At 55.9% G+C, this 16,891-nt stretch carries 18 protein-coding genes; 9 read left to right on the top strand and 9 right to left on the bottom strand.

Annotated features, from left to right (window positions below):
- Window positions 1-147: 147 nt before the first annotated feature.
- Both ACL2XG_RS10375 and ACL2XG_RS10370 read left to right on the top strand, forming a co-directional pair.
- Window positions 148-723: a TetR/AcrR family transcriptional regulator gene (locus ACL2XG_RS10375; RefSeq protein WP_413722227.1), complete on the top strand. Its 576-nt coding sequence runs from the start codon at window positions 148-150 to the stop codon at window positions 721-723.
- 635 nt (window positions 724-1,358) lie between these two features.
- Entirely contained in the window at window positions 1,359-2,123 is a 765-nt protein-coding gene (locus tag ACL2XG_RS10370) for an SDR family NAD(P)-dependent oxidoreductase (protein ID WP_410016253.1), read from the top strand.
- Between the two features lie 96 nt (window positions 2,124-2,219).
- Here the strand turns inward: ACL2XG_RS10370 and ACL2XG_RS10365 are convergent, their stop codons facing one another.
- On the bottom strand, window positions 2,220-2,876 hold the full coding sequence (locus ACL2XG_RS10365) for a LexA family protein (RefSeq protein WP_410016252.1): 657 nt from the start codon (window positions 2,874-2,876) through the stop codon (window positions 2,220-2,222).
- Between the two features lie 213 nt (window positions 2,877-3,089).
- Between ACL2XG_RS10365 and ACL2XG_RS10360 the strand changes: the two genes are divergently transcribed.
- Both ACL2XG_RS10360 and ACL2XG_RS10355 read left to right on the top strand, forming a co-directional pair.
- Window positions 3,090-3,314 (top strand): PerC family transcriptional regulator, encoded by a 225-nt coding sequence (locus tag ACL2XG_RS10360; RefSeq protein WP_410016251.1) that lies wholly within the window; start codon window positions 3,090-3,092, stop codon window positions 3,312-3,314.
- Window positions 3,315-3,377: 63 nt separating this feature from the next.
- A complete protein-coding gene (locus ACL2XG_RS10355; RefSeq protein WP_413722228.1) occupies window positions 3,378-3,608 on the top strand; it encodes a phage holin in 231 nt (76 codons plus the stop codon).
- 157 nt (window positions 3,609-3,765) lie between these two features.
- Here ACL2XG_RS10355 and ACL2XG_RS10350 read toward each other — a convergent pair whose 3' ends face one another.
- Entirely contained in the window at window positions 3,766-4,008 is a 243-nt protein-coding gene (locus tag ACL2XG_RS10350; RefSeq protein WP_410016249.1) for a DinI-like family protein, read from the bottom strand.
- A 251-nt stretch (window positions 4,009-4,259) separates the two neighbouring features.
- Here ACL2XG_RS10350 and ACL2XG_RS10345 point away from each other — a divergent pair, with 251 nt between their 5' ends.
- Together ACL2XG_RS10345 and ACL2XG_RS10340 are read left to right on the top strand one after the other, a co-directional pair.
- Complete coding sequence (locus tag ACL2XG_RS10345) at window positions 4,260-5,111, top strand: hypothetical protein (RefSeq protein WP_413722229.1); 852 nt, start codon at window positions 4,260-4,262, stop codon at window positions 5,109-5,111.
- A 216-nt stretch (window positions 5,112-5,327) separates the two neighbouring features.
- A complete protein-coding gene (locus tag ACL2XG_RS10340) occupies window positions 5,328-6,149 on the top strand; it encodes an alpha/beta fold hydrolase (RefSeq protein ID WP_410016247.1) in 822 nt (273 codons plus the stop codon).
- A gap of 63 nt (window positions 6,150-6,212) precedes the next feature.
- Here the strand turns inward: ACL2XG_RS10340 and azuC are convergent, their stop codons facing one another.
- The 7 genes from azuC to ACL2XG_RS10305 form a co-directional block, all read right to left on the bottom strand.
- The gene (gene azuC / locus ACL2XG_RS10335) at window positions 6,213-6,296 is read right to left on the bottom strand and encodes a stress response protein AzuC (RefSeq protein ID WP_162367771.1); all 84 of its coding nucleotides are present in this window, start codon (window positions 6,294-6,296) and stop codon (window positions 6,213-6,215) included.
- A gap of 173 nt (window positions 6,297-6,469) precedes the next feature.
- Window positions 6,470-6,871, bottom strand: a complete 402-nt coding sequence (locus ACL2XG_RS10330) for an acyl-CoA thioesterase (RefSeq protein ID WP_410016246.1) — start codon at window positions 6,869-6,871, stop codon at window positions 6,470-6,472.
- A 100-nt stretch (window positions 6,872-6,971) separates the two neighbouring features.
- Window positions 6,972-7,766, bottom strand: a complete 795-nt coding sequence (locus ACL2XG_RS10325; protein ID WP_410016245.1) for an SDR family NAD(P)-dependent oxidoreductase — start codon at window positions 7,764-7,766, stop codon at window positions 6,972-6,974.
- Window positions 7,767-8,009: 243 nt separating this feature from the next.
- Window positions 8,010-8,897: a LysR family transcriptional regulator gene (locus ACL2XG_RS10320; RefSeq protein ID WP_413722230.1), complete on the bottom strand. Its 888-nt coding sequence runs from the start codon at window positions 8,895-8,897 to the stop codon at window positions 8,010-8,012.
- 126 nt (window positions 8,898-9,023) lie between these two features.
- A complete protein-coding gene (locus ACL2XG_RS10315) occupies window positions 9,024-9,506 on the bottom strand; it encodes a hypothetical protein (RefSeq protein WP_413722231.1) in 483 nt (160 codons plus the stop codon).
- 21 nt (window positions 9,507-9,527) lie between these two features.
- Window positions 9,528-10,361, bottom strand: a complete 834-nt coding sequence (locus tag ACL2XG_RS10310; protein WP_413722232.1) for a hypothetical protein — start codon at window positions 10,359-10,361, stop codon at window positions 9,528-9,530.
- 179 nt (window positions 10,362-10,540) lie between these two features.
- Entirely contained in the window at window positions 10,541-11,461 is a 921-nt protein-coding gene (locus ACL2XG_RS10305) for a hypothetical protein (protein ID WP_413722233.1), read from the bottom strand.
- A gap of 359 nt (window positions 11,462-11,820) precedes the next feature.
- On the opposite strand from ACL2XG_RS10305, the gene ACL2XG_RS10300 reads away from it, so the two are divergent.
- The 3 genes from ACL2XG_RS10300 (at window position 11,821) to fusA (ending at window position 16,509) form a co-directional block, all read left to right on the top strand.
- Window positions 11,821-12,894 carry a fatty acid desaturase gene (locus ACL2XG_RS10300; RefSeq protein ID WP_413722234.1) on the top strand — a complete coding sequence of 358 codons (1,074 nt, stop codon included), beginning with the start codon at window positions 11,821-11,823 and terminating at the stop codon, window positions 12,892-12,894.
- A 554-nt stretch (window positions 12,895-13,448) separates the two neighbouring features.
- Window positions 13,449-14,147 carry an extensin family protein gene (locus ACL2XG_RS10295; RefSeq protein WP_410016239.1) on the top strand — a complete coding sequence of 233 codons (699 nt, stop codon included), beginning with the start codon at window positions 13,449-13,451 and terminating at the stop codon, window positions 14,145-14,147.
- A gap of 262 nt (window positions 14,148-14,409) precedes the next feature.
- Entirely contained in the window at window positions 14,410-16,509 is a 2,100-nt protein-coding gene (fusA, locus tag ACL2XG_RS10290) for an elongation factor G (RefSeq protein ID WP_410016238.1), read from the top strand.
- Window positions 16,510-16,891: the final 382 nt, after the last annotated feature.

Raw genomic sequence — 16,891 nt, 5'->3', positions numbered from 1 at the left:
GGCTTGAATATGAGTGATTACATACTCATTATAGGGGGAACGGATTTACCGTCAATATGATCTTGCCCGTTGCGGCAAAAACCGTTGATTGCCAGACGATAAGGCGGCAGGGGTCTATCTTTTGATGACGAAAAAGGAGGGTGCCGCGTGGCTCGCCCGAAAAGTGAAGAGAAAAGGCTTGCCCTGCTCGAGGCCGCGACGGTGACGGTCGCGGAGTTTGGGTTGGGCGCGTCCACCGCGCGCATAGCCGTAAGGGCGGGTGTCGCCGAAGGCACGCTGTTCCGGTATTTCGCTACCAAAGACGACTTGCTGAATGCACTCTACCTGCACCTCAAGCAAAACCTGTGCGGAGCGATGATGCTGGATTATAACCGCGCCGGGCCGATTAAGGAGCGCGCGCGCGCTGTATGGAACAGTTATATCGAGTGGGGCTTGGTTAACCCAGCCGCTAATAAAGCGATGCGCCAGCTGGCCGTGTCTGAAAAGATAAGTCCCGCCACTCTCGCCAGCGTGGCCGAACTGTTTCCGGATTTAAAGGCGCTGTCCGATGCCTGTTTTTTCAATCATGTTTTTATAACAGGGCAGTCGGCTTTTGCCGAGGCGATATTTATGGCGCTGGCGCAAACCACGATGGAATTTGCAGCGCGCGGAACGGATGAAATCGCGGCCTACAAGGCGGCAGGATTCGATGCCATGTGGCGGGCTTGCGCCAACGAGCAATGAACCGCGCCGCGCGCCAGGCAAAGAGATTCATCAGGGCGGATAAACCCCGGCACGGCGTCAGGGCGTGTATTCATCCAACGCTTTGCCAATAGGATATTGATATTATGTTAGCACGCTGGTATAGCTTTATAGGATGCGAACGGCGGCAATAACACGTCGTGCAGCGGCAGTCGTGCGCATGTCCCGGTTTTTAGGGCCGTGGAAAGGCGGAGGTCAAGGCGATGGTATGGGCATGTTTTATTAGCGAGGAAAAATATGACCGAAAATAAATGCGAATTAACTTACTCCCAGGTAACAACGCTGTGCTTTATGGCTTTTTTTATCCTGGCCGCGGGCATCTGCTGGATTCACGTCTGGCCATAAGCTGATCGCGTATCAGCGTCGCCTGTTCGGTTAGCCCGGCGGTGGCCTTGTCTCAGGATGCTGCATCCGCCCGGATGTAGCCAATGCCTTGCGTCCTTAATTTGTCGTCATTCCCCCTCTTTGTTCACCGCGCAAAAATAACGCCGGCCGTCGTTGACATAATAGATGTCGATCAACATATAATCGAAATTAGATGTCAGTCATCATCTAAATAACGTGGCAACGCATTATCCGCTCCGCTAAATCATAACAACAGAGACAGGGGAACAACCATGGGTTTACTGCAAGGTAAGGTGGCATTGGTTACCGGCGGCACGTCGGGCATCGGCAGGGCCAGCGCTATCCTGTTCGCCCGCGAAGGCGCGCGGGTGGTGTTAACCGGGCGGCAGGAAGACGCCGGGCGCGCCGTGGTGGCCGAGATTGTCAAGGCGGGCGGCAGCGCATTATTTATTGCGGCGGACCTGACGCGCACAGAGACTATCGCCGCGGTCATTGAGCAGGCGGCGGCGCATTACGGCAGGCTGGACTGCGCGTTCAATAATGCCGGCGTGTCCGGCGGCGGTCCGATAGACTCTCTCGACGAAGCGCTGTGGGATCGCGTTCTTGACACCAACCTGAAAGCGGCGTTCTTTTGCCTGCAGGCGGAAGTCGCTCAGATGAAGCGTCAGGGAGGCGGCGGCGCGATTGTCTTTAACGGTTCGGTACTGGCGAACATCGCCCAGCCCGGGACGACGGTTTACAGCGCCAGCAAAGGCGGCATAGTCTCGCTCGCCCGCGCGGCGGCCGTGGAGTTTGGGCCGGCCGGTATCCGGGTGAATTCCATTAATCCGTCCATCACCCGCACGCCGATGACGCAGGGCCGTATTACCACCGATGAACAAGGCAACGCCTCGCATCCCTATGCCGTGGGCATCCCGCTGGGACGCATGGCGGAACCGGAAGAAATGGCGCAGGTCGCGTTGTTCCTGCTATCGGATCGCGCCTCCTATGTGACGGGACAGGCGCTGGTGGTGGATGGCGGCCAAAGCGCGATGTAACAAAAGGGAAGAAGGCCGGCGCGATGTCGCAAAACTGACGCCGGCAGATAAAGCCGTTCAGGTTTGAAAACCGACCTGCCGGTGATACGGCAAGGCTTACAAATCCATAATGATTTGTTTGACGACGCCGATGATCCGGCAGTTGCCGTTTACTTCGAGCATTTTATAGTTGGGATTGAGCGGTACCAGATATTTAAACGGGCCGTCGGTGGTGAATTTTTTCAGGGTGGCTTCGTTGCTGCCTTCCAGTTGGGCGACCACGATCTTACCGTTGGCTTCATCACTGCCGCCAAAATCGGGATCGACCACGACCACCGAACCGTCGGGGATACTGGGCGCGCCATGGGGATTGGTCATGGAATCCCCCCTGACCTTAAGGGCAAAAGCGAACTCCGACACCGAGGCCGTGGTATAAATCCAATCCCTGGCATCATCGAGGGTGACGGGTTTTTCCGATTCGGTCCAAATACCGGCCTGCACCCAGGATAACAACGGGATTTCCTTAATGCCGAAACGCGCGGTTGGCGGCAGGGGCGGATGCCCGGCGCCGGCTTCCCCTTTACCGTCCACAAGCCAGGCGGGGCGACACTGCAAGGCTGCGGCCAGCGCCTGGAGATTGGCGCCGCCGGGCTGGTAATCTCCCGACTCCCATCCCGTCACCGTGACGCGGCTGACCCCCACCAGGTTGGCCAGGACCTGCTGGGTGATGTTTAACTCTTTGCGCCTGGCACGAATGCGATTGCTCATTTCCATGTCGGTTATCCTACCATTATCTGATGTAAGTTTTATTGACTTTTTTATGTCAGATATCCTACTATTTAAAGGTCAGTATATCTGACATCAAGGTCTTTATGAAGCAAAAAGACAACATATCCTACGCATGATGTCGGGGGTGCGGCCTCCGGACATAAAAAAGCACCCCGGCAACCCTCGCCCGGCGCGGTGCTGGAGAAGGAGGTACCCACGATGACGGAACTAATAACAGCAATCACCCTGGCCAAGCGGCTGGAGAGCCGCCGGTTATGGCGGCGCGCCGCGCGCCAGTGGCTGGCGGTAATCGATATTACGCCGGATACGCATGAACGCCTGCGCGAAGGATTTATCGCCCGTAGGGAAAAATGCATTACGAACGGCAACTGTTTTTGCGGCGATTACGGCGGCATCAGCGAGGCAAGGATCATTGAGCAATGAACGTCCGCCGGGGATTGTCCCTGAACGGGGGGCAAGCTCTGCGCGACAGGTGGAGAACAGCGTATGCCCGGGAAATTGACTACCGCAGGAGCCTATTCTATGTCCGGTTTTCTTATCGCTATCGGCAACATCGGTACCTGGCTATGCCATCTGGACTGGGACAAAATCGCCATCATCCTCGGGGTGGTGATTGGCATAGCCACTTATTTCACCAATCTGTATTTCCAGCGGCGGCAGACCAAAGCCATTGAGCGGGCCGCGCAGAAAGGCAATACCCTTATTCCGCCGTTGTAACGCCGGGGCGCCGGGCGATACCGGCACCCAGGCTTGATTAACCGGGGGAGGGCGCGGGACTACCCGCATTGTCCGGGCTGGACCTATGGGATTTCATCGGAGAGGGGACATGATAACGTAGCCCCGGCGGGCGCCGGGGCATGCGGTTGACTCCCTGTTATTCTGCAAGGGTAAGCCATTCCGCCGAGTCATCGAACATTTCCTCAACGATGCGGGCCAGGATGGCTTTATCGCTTTTGCTGGCATCCGTATCCAGGCCGTTGCGCTGCATCGGCTTGATGTTGACCTCGGCGTCAGGGAAAACCTGCTGTACGCGTTTGGTCAGCTCGGCCAGGATAAGACCGCCGGCGTCGGGCAAGGCGGTAAAATTTCTTTTGTCGTAAATCAGTTCAACATGCATGATCTATCCTTTTATTTATACTGGGTAAATATACAGTTTTTTCCGGAGCGAATGCAAGTTGCTTTGACGGTTTCTCGCGGTAAAAACGGCGCCGCGTCGATCGGGGCGGCATTGAGCCGCCGTATTCGGGCGTAATCATGGCGCCGGCCTGCCTGGCGGGGTATACTTTTACGGTGCGCTAAATCCTGTTCGCCGCTGTAATTACCTGATTTTTGATGGTAACCGAATCGCAGGTATGCCTGGGAAAACATATGATTAATCCAATTTACCGATTGCCGGTGTTGATCCTGCTGGCCGGCCTGGCCGTCAATGCGGCCGCGGCTGAAAAAGAATGCCCCGCGGCAAAAAAAAATATCAATGACAGTAATAACCTCATCATGCTGAGCGGCACCGCCAAAGGCGACATCCGGCTGGTGGTGGCGGGGATGGTGGGAAAAGATCTGGATGAACAGGCCCGCTCAAGCATCAGTTTCGACACCTGCGGCGCCCTTATCGAGGAAGCGTACGATTACCACAAAACGGAGGGCCGCATGACCCTGCGCATGTCTAATCACACGGTAAAATCCGCTGATGGCTGGGAGAGCGAGTACGATATCGCCATCATTCTCGATCAAGACGGCAAGCCAACGCTGGTTAACCATAAGCAGGGCAAAAGCCGGTTTTTTACCGGTAAAAACGGCGTGATCACCTCCTCGACCGATGCCTTTACTATTAACGAGCGGCCCGGATTTACCACCGGGACCTATGACTACGATAATAATTTGCGTCTGGTCAAAAGCACGGCGCGGGGCACCGACGCGTTCAGCAACGATGAATATATTTACGCCTATGATAAAAAAGGTTATTTCATCTCGATGCGTTCGAACCATGGTCAAACCCGTTATCAGTATGATGCCGACGGCAGGGAGGCGGGTTCTTTCTCGGTGTCACGGACGCCGGTAAGCCAGCTCACCAAAGTGGAGCAGTGCCAGCGCAACGACGACGTGGGCAACTGCATCCTGAGTTATGGCAGCGACACGGAAATTTTACCGCAGTCGATTATCAGACGACACCGCAGCACGGCCACGCAATACCAGTATTGGGACAGCGCGGAATCACATTGATTTTCCCGTGACTTAGGCCTGCATATTCTTTTTGCCGGCATCAAGCCGCCATTATCTTTTGGCGGCGGATGGCGGCTTACTCTTTTCGTTCCTAATCTTGATAGGTTGACCCGGAAATTGATGGCGCCCGCCAGGCGTTCTCATGCCCCGTATGCAATGCTGACGATAGCGTCGGCGGCTCTTATCCCCACTCACCCGAAAAAAGGATCAGACAACATGAGCACTATCACAACCGATGACGGGACGCAGATATTCTATAAGGACTGGGGCACCGGCCAGCCGGTGGTTTTTTCCCACGGCTGGCCGCTGACCGCCGATGCCTGGGACAGCCAGATGATGTTCCTTGCCGACAAGGGCTATCGGGTTATCGCCCATGACCGGCGCAGCCATGGCCGGTCGGCCCAGACGTGGGACGGGAATGATATGGATACCTATGCCGATGATCTCGCGGCCCTTATCGCCAGCCTGGATCTGCAGGACGCCATCCTTATCGGCCATTCCACCGGCGGCGGGGAAGTGGCGCGCTATATCGGTCGCCATGGTACCGGACGCGTGGCCAAAGCGGTGCTGATAAGCGCAGTGCCGCCGCTGATGCTGCAAACGGCGGCGAATCCCGAGGGCGTGCCGATAACGGTTTTCGACGGTATCCGGGCCGGCGTGTCGGCGGATCGATCGCAATTTTATCAAGATCTCGCGGTCTCGTTTTATGGTTATAACCGCGACGGCGCCAAACTCTCCCAGGGGGTGATAGATGCTTTCTGGCTGCAGGGGATGGCGGGCGGCATCGCCGGGCAATATGCCTGCATCAAGCAGTTCTCGCAGACGGATTTCACCGAGGATCTGAAAAAATTCGACGTGCCGACCCTGGTGCTGCAGGGCGATGACGATCAAATCGTGCCGCTAGAGGTTTCGGGCCGTAAATCAGCCAAGATCATTCCCGACGCCACGTTAAAAGTATTGGCCGGCGCGTCCCACGGTATGTGTACCGTGGATGCCGATAAGGTGAACGCCGCGCTGCTTGAATTTCTCCAGGCCTGATTTCATCAGCGTTTTTTTGCCAAAAAAAAAGCTGCCGCGGCAGCTTTTTTGACGTCATGGAAATTAATACATGGCACCGGGCGGTACGTCTTTCACGGTATTAACGTATGACAGCAGAATTTTTTTCAGGAATTTACGGAATTTCATATGCTTTCCCTCACCAGGTTTGTTCGCCTGTAACGTGTTTGCGTTTGATGAGGTAATAATATGACCTCCGTCACATAAATGCAAATATTTGTGATGCGCATCACATAAAAAAGAGCATTTTTTTACAATCCCGGCGACGTGTTTTAACACATCGCGTCAATCCGGGGCGGGGATTATAACAGCGGGGTCGCTTTGTCATTTTCATCCACCGCGACAAAATTAAACTGCCCCCGCACCACTTCCTCCCGGCCCGCCGCGTACATATCTTCAAGGAAAATGGCGACATCCACGGTGATGCTGGTCCTGCCCACCCGGCTTACCCTGCCCACCAGCTCGATAATGGTGCCGGAAGGAATGGGCCGGCTGAAGGTGATTTTTTCCGTGGATACCGTTACCAGCCGTTTGCGGCAGAAGCGGGTGGCGGTGATAAAGGAAACCTCATCCATCCATGCCAGGGCGGTGCCGCCGAACAGGGTCGAATGATGGTTTATGGTGGTGGGAAACACCACCTTGGCGACGGTGGTGGTGGATTGCAGGATTTTTTGCTTTATTTCTGCGCTTAACTCATCGTGCATAGCAATACCTTCACATCTTTTTAACAAGTTAGTGAAGTGATTATGCCTGATATCGCGCGCGCATCCCAGAGGTGCGGCAGGGCCGGAGTTCAGGTCGCCGCTAGACGATACTGTTGATAACCCCGCCGTCCACCCGCAGCGCCGCGCCGGTGGTGGCCGATGCTTGCCGGGAGCAGGTATATACCACCAGGTTGGCCACTTCCTCGGGGGTCGCCAGCCGTTGGATAATAGAGGTTGACCGGTGGGTGCGCACAAAATCGGTTCCCGCCTGTTCAATACTCACGCCCGCATCCCGGGCGGAATCCTTCAGCATCTCGCGCACGCCTTCGGACAGCGTTGGGCCGGGCAGTACCGAGTTTACCGTGACCCCGGTGCCGGCGGCGAGTTTGGCCAGCCCGCCCGCGACGGCCAGCTGCGCCGTTTTGGTCACCCCGTAATGGATCATTTCCGGCGGGATATTAAGCGCCGACTCCGATGAAATAAACACGATGCGCCCCCAGTCGCGTTCCAGCATGCCTTGCAGGTAAAAACGCGCCAGTCGTATGCCGGACATAACGTTGGTCTGGAAATAACGCTCCCACTCATCGTCATCCACGTCGAAAAAAGGCTTAGGGCCGTAAATGCCGGCGTTATTGACGATAATATCGGCGGCGGGTACGGCGCCGGTAAGCGTAGCCACGCCCGCCGCATCGGACAAATCAGCCGCCACGCCTTCAACCGCCGCCTGCGGCACCGTGTGTCGCAACTGGCCCAGCGCCTTGTCTACCGTGGTCTGGCTGCGGCCGTTAATCACCACTGACGCGCCGGCGCGCGCCAGCCCAGTGGCGATGGCAAAACCGATGCCGCCGGTGGAGGCGGTGACGATGGCGCGTTTTCCCGATAAATCAATATGCATAATAATCTCCAGAAAAAAATGCGAGGACATGGCGCGGGACAACCTGTTCACCAGCTTATCTCCGTCGGCCGTAAGACGCGACATAAGTTCGCTTCTGATGATGCTGAAGGCGTGCGTCTGAATGAATGATAGGTCATGATGGTTGCGGCGTTAAGCGGGGCAAGGCGAACCCGTGCGTCTTTGTGACGCGGTCCTCACGCGGCGCCGGCGATATCGGGCAGGCAAACTGCCGTCGGCCTGCGGTTATGCCAGGTTTTCAGCCAGGAAGTGCAGTAGCCGTTTGATGCGGGGCGGCTGGAATTTATTCCGGTTATACAAGGCGAAAAGGGGCGCCGGTTCGATAAAATACTGATCCAATACCGTCACCAGCCGGCCCGCGGCCAGGTCTTCACTGATATCCAGGATCGACTTATAAGCGAATCCGTATCCCATGACGGCCCATTTGCGGCTGATGTCGTCGTCATTGGTGGTGTAGGCGGGGGTCATGGTCAGCTGCCGCGGCATTTTTGCTTCATCGCGATAAACCCATGGCTCCTGATTGCCCAAGGTATTAATCAGGGCAATGGACGGCAATGCCTGCAAATGGGGGGGGGCCAGCGGTGGATCCAATTGCGCCAGCAGCGCCGGAGCAGCGCATACCACCCGATGACTGTCGGCCAGTTTATAGGCCGTCATGCTGGCGTCGTCGTGCTGTCCATAGCGGATGGCGATGTCAATGTCGTCGCCGATCGGGGCGGTCGTGGCGTCGGCCAGAGAGAGAATAAAGTGAATGGCGGGAAAGTCTTGGCGAAAGCGCTCCAATAAGCCGATCAGACGATTGCGGCCAACATCGGAGGGGGCGGTAATGCGTATCGCGCCTTTGATGTCATCCTTGCCCGAACGCAACAGCTCGGTGACGTCATTAAGCTGTTCCACGGCGCGCTGGCTATAGCTTAGGAACAGCTTGCCCTCGTCGGTCAGCCTGAGCTGGCGGGTGGTCCGTTCAAACAGGCGCACCTTGAGACCGGTCTCCAGACGCACGATGCAGGCGCTCGCCGCCGCCGGAGAACAACCGAGCTTACGTCCCGCCGCCGAAAAACTGCCCAACATCGCCGCTTCGATAAAAAGTCGCAAATCACTTAAACGTTCCACTCATTATCCTTAATCTCATCTCTTTTACATTAGCATCCTTTATTATGCTGGATGACGGCGGAATTCGCCTCATTCTGCCGTTGCGTTAATTCCCCATGCCAACATAAAGTATTGACAACGGCTAATTTAAGGTATATGGCCAGCGTCTTGACCCGCGCGCGCCGCCGCCAGCCGCGCCCTGAAATCATTCAGCGCGCTAATCTCTCGCCGCAGCGCGTTTGCCCGCGCCGTCTGCCCGCGCCGGACCGGGCTTATGTCGGTACCGGGAATCAGCCTGGCCAACGCCGCCAGCAGCTCAGGCAGGGGCTGGTTTTTGTTCTGCCTGACAAAATGGCTAAGCGCGGCATAAGTCAGCGGAATATAAGCTGATTCATTATGCACAATCATCCGTGGATGACGGCGGTAGAAGCCCAACAGCTGGATTTTCGCATCCGCGACAATCTCATTTTCCCGGCAAGTGCCTTCACGGGCCGGCGCCTGCGCCGGCCTGAAACGACGGTCCTTCGCCCGAACTCCCGCGGCCGGCGGCAGGCCGCTTAGCCGCCCGGCGCCGATATCCGCGAAAACGCCCAGGGCGGCACTGACAAAAGAAATATCTGACCATCGCATATCAACTTCCTCTGAAATGAGTCACAGTGGTTGGTTCTGGGTTATCCGCTGATGCAGCAGGTCATCGACGATAAGCAGGTCCTGCCGCCAAAGCGCGCATGCCTGGTCCAGGTCATCATTAATGCCGGTTAACCTTTGTTCGCGCCTTGTTATCGCCCGGCCGACAAAATAATCCAGTGAATCCAGCAGGGCGGCGGCGGCGCGGGCGCGGGCGGCGGCGAGCCCCCCGGGATAGCACGCGATCAAATCATCCAACTGCCGTCGTACTTCCCCGCTCAGCGCGTTGTTTCTGTCGCCGTCCATAAGATGATCCTCCAGGGACAGCGTAATAAGGCGGGGAGGATGGGGCAGCAGCGGCGCCAGGCTGTTTTCCAATGCGCAACGGGTTGTCTCGCGCGGTTTCCCCTCCTCGTCATGCAGTATCATTATCAGCCGTCGCCCGAGATCGGGAAAACGGTTCTGCAAGGCGGCCAGAAAACGGATTTCCGGCTGAGCCAGCCCCGGCTGGCCCGCGCCGTGGACATACAGGATCCAGTCCGCGCCGATAGCGCCGGCCAGCGCGCCGGCGGGGGAGTCGTTGATATCGTCGATAAAGAGACAGCGGCGGGAGGGGTGATCAACGCCGCTTTTTTCTGGCGAATGGCGGTCGCTCAGGGCCGTGCGCGCATTACCGCTGATGGCGGCAGGCAATACCTTCTCCAGGACGCGTTTGCCCGTACCGCGTAAACCGCACAGCGCGATACGGTGTTCGGATAACGGACGAGCATGATTTGTCCGAAATTCCCGATAAAAAATGGCAAATTCAGGATCTTCTTTGCATAAGTAGTGCAAATTATCGCGCTCAGTCCTGTTCATTCTTCATGATTTCCCATGACATACTTAAGTCCCGCTAAGGTTATCGGCAGACCTTGCCTGATGTTTAACCTTCTGTTGCCCGGGTATGGCAGGAATGGTTCGATAATGCCGGGTCGAAAGCCCGCCGACCCTCATGAGCCATGAGGTTTTTGCTTATCAATACGGCGAGATATAAAACTTCAGGCAAGAAATAATTTTACTGAGCGGCTAATAAGGTTGATGTCTTCTCCCATTTGTATTATGGCACTGATATTATTAGTTTCTCTTGGCGTTGACATGTGCTCATTGCGTGCCTGTAGCAATCTTTCATGCAAGTATTGCCCAAGCGCTGTTTCAGCAGGGAGATCCGTAATAAATGTCTCTTCCGACAGGCTATGGGCCAGGGCCAGATATTTACTCATAAAAGGCACGACGAGATATTTTAGCAGATGGTTGCCTGGACTAAATACGTTGGCAAACATTTTGTCTAGACATTCCCGCAGACGTTCGGAGATGCTCTCCAGTTTATCCTGCAGGCGGCCGGTTTTCCCGGTGTTAAAATGCGAACGTTGATCATAGATGTCCGTTGCTAAGATAACACCCATTTCTTTCATGATACTAAAATAAATAGGCGCGGTTATTATGGTTTTTTCAGGGTTGTTCTTAATGTAATCTTGCACCAGGTAATGTAATTCAGCATAACTTTTAATAAAATATAAATAATTTTTATCCCTTCGGTTATGGTATTTGTTTTTAACCTTGTGCGCCGACTTTCCCGCCAGGGCAAAAAAAAGGGCTAGACTGCGCTGCGAATATTCCTGCTCGAAACTGTCTGTTCCCATTCCCTTGGCGGCAAGGAGGGCGCGGACATCGCCTTGCGGCGCGTTTGTTCCGCGGTCACCCGGTGTATCAACGGCGGCGACTGGTGCGGCGCCGCTATCAGCGCGCGATTCATCGCCGGCCATAGTGACGTGGCGGGTAAAAAGGGGAACAGGAGCGGGTCTTGCCAGGACCAACGCGTTCCGATAGTTATTCTGCCGTGGCTGTGTTTCCCTGCCGCACAGGTTGGCGCCATAAGAAAACGTGCAGGCAATACTCGTTTGCGAAATAATGTTACCCATTATGCTCCGATGGCGTTTAAGCGAACCACTATCAATAAAATAATATGATTGTAGTTTGAAAATAACCGTTATTGTATTTTGCCATGCCTGTTGTCAGGTCCTGCATGGGATATTAACAGAGGGAAATAACTTCGTAAACGCCGGTAATGACAAGAATATTGCGCGGACGATCATCCTACGTAATGAATTATAGATGATTATTATATTTTTTATAAAATCAGGATGGTGTTTTTTTAATGCCCCCAGCGCCGGCGGTACACCTATAACCTGATCTTTCGTCGTGGTGCTTGCTGAGGCCCCTTATCTCATTTCCCGCCATTCTATTGCCGTTTTAATTCGTTGGTTGCGCCGCCGGGGTGATGAATACTGACAAAAAAACCACCGGGGTAGACGCCATGTCAGAGCCAGGAAGAAAAACCGCGCACTATTTGCATGACGGCCAGCGCGATCGCATCAGGCAACTGGCGTCCACCCGATTGTGGCGCTGGGAACTGCCGACCTGGGGCCTGATCGCGCTTATTTATGCCGGGTGGTTCGGCACGGTGCATTACTGGACGGCGCTGGGGCCGTGGGTCGGCACGCCGCTGCTTATCTGGTTCACTACCTGGTATCTGTCGCTGCAACATGAGCTGATTCACGGTCATCCTACGCGCCTGCCGTGGCTGAACCAACTGTTTGGCCTGCTGCCGCTGGCGGTATGGTATCCCTATGGCCTGTACCGCGATTCACATTTGCGCCATCACCGCGACGATCATTTGACCGATCCGGTGGAGGATCCCGAGGGCTATTATTTCAGCGGCGAGAGCTGGCAGGGATTTTCCGCGCTCCGGCGGCGTCTGGTCCGGGTACGTAACACCTTGGCCGGACGTGTGCTTATCGGGCCGGCGCTGGATATCTACCGCGCGCTGCGCGGCATGGTGGCGGCCGTGGCCGGCGGCAATCGCCGCGCTGTCGGGATGTGGCTTATGCATGGCCTGCTGCTGCTGGCCCTGCTGCACTGGGTGGCGTCATCGGGTTTGCCGGTAGGGTATTTTCTGCTGGCCATAAGCTATCCGGCCCTGGCCATCACCAAAATCCGCTCGTTTATGGAGCATCGCGCCGCCCGCGATCCCCAGGCCCGCTCTGTTATCAACGAGGCGGCGTGGCCCTGGCGGTTGCTATTTCTTAACCTGAACTATCATTTAGTCCATCATGATTTACCCGCCGTGCCCTGGTATGCGCTGCGCCGGGTCTATCTGGCCGATCGGGCCGCCTATCAACGGCGCAACGGCGGCTTTGTCGTGCAGGGTTATGCTGAATGGCTGGGCGAGTACGCCTTCAGGCCGGCCGAGGTCGAAGTACATCCGTCATCGTTGGGCGACACCAGGCTTTCCGGGATGCCGGAACCTGTAAAGGACGCTTTTATTGCCGGAGCGGGATATCCACCGCAATGATGCCGGGATGGTCTGCAGCGCGTTGATTTACCATTGGATAAAGTATGCTGTGGCGAGGAGTAAGCCGGGAAAAGGGTTGGGAAAAACAGGAGGATGAAGCGGGTAGGATGCCCCGAACCGAAGTTCGAGGCGTAAAGTCTAGCTCATTGCTACATGAAACCGACGCAAGTATGGACCTAAATACCGGATCCGTAAATACGCATAGCGACAATTTTCGCATCCCGGCGGGTGATTGCTCAGCAACTGTTCAATACAGGCGGTAATGACGGACATGAAGAGCGGGCCTGGCCGCCGGCGGGCGTAAAAAAAGCCCGCACAGAGGGGCGGGCAAAGACTTCACAGCAAATCAAACAGCTTAGTTGATGGATGAGTTCGATGGCGTAAAGCTGGGTATCGCCTTCATTTTAATCATAGCCAGTACAAATAAACATCAGTACAACCACTTTCAAAATTACTAATTGAATCATGTGGCAATAACTTAATTACTTCTACGTCTATACTGATTAACAACGTCGGCGATGGGCCGGTTTTAACGCTATAGGGGTGAAGTAAAGGTGCGACTGCTGACCTGCCTGTTGGTTCTGGTGGTGTTGTTAACGGCATTAGCCCCCCGTATCCGGCCCCTGCTGCCGCCCGGCTATGACCCTTTTTTGCCTTTGTCGGTCAGCGATCCGCCGACGTTTATCACCCGCTACAAACTTAAACGGCTGGCTGCCGATCCTCCGGCCTGCCTGGCGGCGCTTGAAAGGGCAAGCGCCGCCGGACGCCTTTCTTTCAGCAAGGTCGCCGATACCACCGGACCTTGCCCGCTATTGTCGCCCGTGAGGGTGCGCGGGTTCGGCCCGGTCGGGCTTAGCTCCAGTTTTCTCGCCAGCTGTCCGCTGGCGCTGAGCAGCGCCATGTTTGTCGGCCAGGCGGCGGCGCCCCTGGCGGCGGCAGGTCTTGCGTCTCCTTTAGCTCGGATTGATCATCTTGGCAGCTATGCGTGTCGTAACATCTATCACCGCAGCGAGGGGCGGCTTAGCGAACATGCAGGCGCGCAGGCGCTGGATGTGTCGGGCTTTATCCTCGCCGACGGACGGCGCATTACGGTGTCGCAACAGTGGCGGCGCCAGGATCCGGCCGGTGATTATTTACGTGACGTGTTTATGCAAAGCTGCGCTTTTTTCGGCAATTCGCTCGGTCCCGATTACAACGCCGCCCACGCCAATCATTTCCATTTCGGCATGCGCGGTTTTGGCGTCTGCCGCTAGACGCGGCATTTTGATTAACGGCCGTCCGGCAGCCCGCGCGCAGAGCGGGCGGCGACGGTAATGGCAATAAAGCCGTGGCTGACATTGAAGACAGGGCGCAAAAGGAGCATTCTGGCAAAGCGCGCCGGCATTTTTTAACCCTATTGCCGGAAAGCCTGGGATTGCGTTAATAAGACTTTTTATTACATATGCCCCGTCGCCATAGGCCGGCGGGGACGGTTAAACAGCAGGTTTTGTCCTGTAGGGCATTTAAGGTAATTGTATGGTCCGTAAAACTCCCATAGAGCGATATCGCAACATCGGCATCAGTGCGCATATAGATGCCGGCAAGACCACCACCACCGAGCGTATTTTGTTTTACACGGGCGTCAGCCATAAAATCGGTGAAGTGCATGATGGCGCCGCGACGATGGATTGGATGGAGCAGGAACAGGAGCGCGGCATTACCATTACCTCAGCTGCCACGACAACCTTCTGGAAAGGGATGGCCGGTAATTATCCGGAACATCACATTAATATCATCGATACTCCCGGGCATGTGGATTTTACCATCGAAGTGGAACGTTCGATGCGGGTGCTCGACGGCGCCGTGATGGTCTACGACTCGGTGGGCGGGGTGCAGCCGCAATCGGAAACCGTGTGGCGCCAGGCCAATAAATATAAAGTGCCGCGCATCGCGTTCGTCAACAAAATGGATCGCACCGGAGCGGATTTCTTCCGGGTCCAGACCCAGATTGCCAAACGCCTGAAAGGCGTGGCGGTGCCGATCCAGATTCCCGTGGGTGCGGAAGAGGGTTTCCAGGGCGTGGTCGATCTGGTCAAAATGAAAATCATTGTCTGGGACGATACTACCCAGGGGGTTAAGTTTACCTATCAGGATATTCCTGAAGATCTGCTGGCCCCGGCCCAGGAATGGCGCAACCATATGATGGAAGCGGCGGCGGAAGCCAGCGAGGAACTGCTGAATAAATACCTCAATGGCGAAACGCTTACCGAAGACGAAATCAAGGGCGCCATTCGTAAACGGACCATCGCCAATGAAATTGTGCCGATGCTGTGCGGCAGTGCGTTCAAAAATAAAGGCGTTCAGGCGCTGCTGGATGCGGTGGTTGATTATCTGCCGTCGCCCATTGATGTGCCGGCAATAAGCGGGCATGACGAGGACGATAAGGAGGCGGAACGTCATTCCAGCGATACCGAACCGTTCTCCGCGCTGGCGTTTAAGATCATGACCGACCCCTTTGTCGGCCAGCTGATTTTTTTCCGGGTTTATTCCGGCGTGATTGCCACCGGCGACTCGGTTTACAATCCGGTCAAGGGAAAGAAAGAGCGTTTGGGCCGGCTGCTGCAAATGCATGCCAATGAACGTAAAGACATTAAGGAAGTGCATGCCGGCGATATCGCCGCCACCGTGGGCATGAAGGATGTGACCACCGGCGATACCCTGTGCGATCCGGATCATCCGATTATCCTTGAACGTATGGTTTTTCCCGATCCGGTCATTTCACAGGCCATCGAGCCTAAAACCAAGGTCGATCAGGAAAAAATGGGTATTGCCCTGGGGCGTTTGATGCAGGAAGACCCGTCGTTTCGCGTCAAGACCGACGAGGAGTCCGGCCAGACCATTATCTCCGGCATGGGCGAGCTGCATCTGGAAATCCTGATGGAGCGTATGCGGCGTGAGTTCGGCGTGGCGGTGACGGTGGGTAAACCGCAGGTGGCCTATCGTGAAACCATCAAAAAGACCGTGGAAGAAGTGGAAGGCAAGTACGTTAAGCAGACCGGCGGCCGTGGGCAGTATGGGCATGTGGTGTTGAAAATCGAACCGCAGCCGGCGGGGAAAGGGTATGAATTCGTCGATGCCATCAAGGGTGGGGTGGTGCCGCGCGAGTATATTTCCTCTATCGATAAGGGTATTCAGGATACCTTGACCTCCGGCGTTTTGGGCGGTTATCCGGTGGTGGATGTGAAAGCTACGCTGTTTTTCGGTTCCTATCATGAGGTCGATTCCAACGAAAATGCGTTTCGTATGGCGGCGTCGATGGCGTTTAAGGATGGGATGCGCCAGGCGCAGCCAATTCTGCTGGAGCCAATGATGGCGGTGGAAGTGGAAACGCCGGAAGATTTCATGGGCAACGTGATGGGTGATTTGTCGTCACGGCGCGGTATGGTGCAGGGGATGGAAGATATTCTCGGCAGCAAGCTTATTCGTGCCGAAGTGCCGTTGGCGGAAATGTTCGGTTATTCCACCACGCTGCGGTCTATGTCGCAGGGGCGCGCCACTTATACCATGGAGTTTAAGCACTATTCGGAAGCGCCGAAAGCGGTGGCCGAGGCAGTGATCAAAACCCGCGGTAAGTAACAACGCTATATATGCCCGGTGATGGCGGGCTTATCGTGCCATGGGGCCTCGGTCGGGCGTGAACACCACGCCCGATTCGGCCCCATTGGCACGCTCTCCCTTTGACACGCTCGTTGCAGGATTTGTGTTAGCGGGCCTACCGCGCCATGGGGCCTCGGTCGGGCGGGAAAAGCACGCCCGATTCGGCCCCATTGGCACGCTCTCCCTTTGACACGCTCGTTGCAGGATTTGTGTTAGCGGGCCTACCGCGCCATGGGGCCTCGGTCGGGCGGGAAAAGCACGCCCGATTCGACCCCATCGGCACGCTCTCCCTTTGACACGCTCGTTGCAGGATTTGTGTTAGCGGGCCTACCGCGCCATGGGGCCTCGGTCGGGCGCGAAC

Origin of the sequence: Sodalis sp. RH24 (assembly GCF_047324145.1) — a bacterium.
In the GTDB taxonomy this organism is placed as follows: Bacteria; Pseudomonadota; Gammaproteobacteria; order Enterobacterales; family Enterobacteriaceae; genus Acerihabitans.
This window is presented reverse-complemented; position numbering and strand designations above follow the sequence as displayed.